This window comes from Aerococcus sp. L_32, assembly GCF_050689315.1.
This window is the reverse complement of the sequence record NZ_JBOEQF010000315.1, coordinates 1-2273: the sequence shown is the minus strand read 5'-3', so window position 1 is coordinate 2273 and position 2273 is coordinate 1. Positions and strand designations below refer to the sequence as shown.

2 protein-coding genes are annotated in these 2273 nt (G+C 45.0%); both read left to right on the top strand.

Going from position 1 to position 2273, the window contains the following annotated elements; all coding sequences use genetic code 11:
- Nucleotides 1-115 precede the first annotated feature (115 nt).
- A complete protein-coding gene (locus ACRCJ0_RS12265; protein ID WP_417893988.1) occupies nt 116-1267 on the top strand; it encodes a pyridoxal phosphate-dependent aminotransferase in 1152 nt (383 codons plus the stop codon).
- 195 nt (nt 1268-1462) lie between these two features.
- Nucleotides 1463-2273 (top strand): MFS transporter (locus tag ACRCJ0_RS12260; protein WP_431390601.1); only part of this gene is annotated, 811 nt, incomplete at its 3' end.

The following is a 2273-nucleotide window of genomic DNA, read 5'->3' as shown; positions in this document are numbered from 1 at the left end:
TTTGCCCTTTTACAAAAAGGTTTAGAAAAGGTATCACGATTTTTGGGGATAAGTGCTACAATATAGGAAATATACGGTTGGGGGACTAGCCGGTTAATGAGAGGATTTTTGTGGTATGACGATTAATGAGCGGTTGAAGCAGATTACGCCGTCTGAGATTCGGGCTTTTGATGCGCAGGTGTCGACGATTCCTGGTTTGTTGAATTTTACGATTGGGGAGCCGAATTTTGATGTGCCTGAATTTATTAAGGATGCGATGAAAGAGGCTTTGGATAAGAATTTTACCCACTATGCGGCTTCGGATGGTTTACAGGAGTTGCGACAAGCGATTGCTAATTTTTACCAACGTCGTCATCAGTTGAAGTTAAACTGGCAACAAATTATGGTGACGGTGGGGGCTAGTCAAGGTTTTATGATTACCATGATGGCCCTATTGAATCCTGGTGATAAGGTATTGATTCCTTCGCCGTATTTCCCACTATATGACTATTCTTCTATTTTATCTGGTGGGGAGTCAATTTTTGTGGATACGTCTGCGGATAACTTTGTCTTAACGCCTGAAGCTCTGGACCGCCAGCTACAAAGTCATCCTGAGATCAAGTTGTTGATGTTGAATTATCCAAATAATCCAACTGGGACCACTTATTCAAAGGACCAGGTCAAGAGATTGGCGGAGGTCTTGCGGAAGTATCCGGATGTTTATGTCTTGTCGGATGAAATTTACGGGGATTTGGTTTATGAAGGTGACCACTATTCAATGGTGCAAGAGTTGCCTGACCGGACAATTTTATTGGCAGGCGCGTCTAAATCTTATGCCATGACTGGATTTAGACTAGGTTTCTTACACATTCCAGCTGACCTCTATGAAGAGTTGTTCAAAATTTTCCAAACTATGGTAACCTGCGTATCAACACCTGACCAGTGGGCCGGGGTAGCTGCTTATAATGACGGCGACCAAGCCATTGATGACATGAAGGGTGAATACAACCACCGCAGGAAGATGATTGTGGACCGGATGACAGCTATGGGATTTGATATCCCGCATCCAGCTGGCGCATTTTATGTATTCCCCCGCATTCCAGCCAAATACGGTGACGATGACCAAGCCTTTGCCCTAGATCTAGCGGAAAAAGCGAAAGTCGGTGTCATCCCTGGCTCAGCCTTTGGACCAGGCGGCCAAGGTTACTTCCGTTTCTCTTATGCCGCGGCCTACGAGGATATTGCCGTAGCCATGGACCGGATGGCAGCCTTTATGGAAGCATTATAGAAAGATAAATAGATTAAATAAAGTCGGGGCCACTGGTCTCGATTTTTTTGTTTCGTCAAAGTGGGTTTCAATTTGATCAGAAAATGAATATAAATTGCCTGTACATGCCCATTTGAACGGCTTAAATATCGACAGGGACGGCTTGGTCGAGTAAGATGGAAGACGAAGAAAGTTTGAAATATGGGGGAGATTTCCATGAATGAAATCAATGAACAAGCAAATAGAAACTGGGTAAGGGATGTCGCTTTATTCCTAACCAGTCAGGGGATTTCCCTATTCGGATCATCCATCGTCCAGTATGCCATCATGTGGCATATTACGATTGAAACAGGGTCCGGTGTCATGATGACCTTGTATATCATCTGCGCATTTTTACCAACCTTTTTACTATCGCCAGTAACAGGGGTCTGGGCTGACCGGTTTAACCGTAAGCAATTAATCATGTGGGCTGATGGTGGGATTGCGTTGGCTACGCTGATTTTAGCCTTTTTGTATATGCAGGGTTACCAAGAGATTTGGATGTTACTGATTGTGGCGGCCATTCGTGCCTTTGGCGCAGCCGTCCAAACACCGGCAGTGGGTGCTATTTTGCCACAAATCGTCCCTAAATCAGAATTAACTCGGATTAACGGCCTCAATTCCTCTATTCAAGGGATTCTAAACTTCGGGTCGCCGTTGATATCAGCGGGTTTGCTAGCAGCCTGGCCACTGTCTTACATCTTCCTGGTCGATGTGGTTACAGCGGGATTAGCGATTGTCACCATGTTATTTTTGAAAGTGCGGACCCATGACAAGGCTAGTAGAAACCAGTCAGCGTCCTATACTGCCGACTTTATGTTGGGTGTCCGCTACGTCAAAAACCATGACTTCCTAAGAAACCTATTCATCTTCTTCGGCATCTTCATGTTACTAATCGCGCCAGCCTCCATGTTACCGACTTTAGTTGTGACAAGGACATACGGAGACGAAGTGTGGCGGTTGTCAGCTATTGAAATTGCTTTCTCAA

Coding starts and splice junctions, on each gene's coding strand:
- ACRCJ0_RS12265 (WP_417893988.1), top strand. CDS start 116: ATGACGATTAATGAGCGGTTGAAGCAGATTACGCCGTCTGAGATTCGG.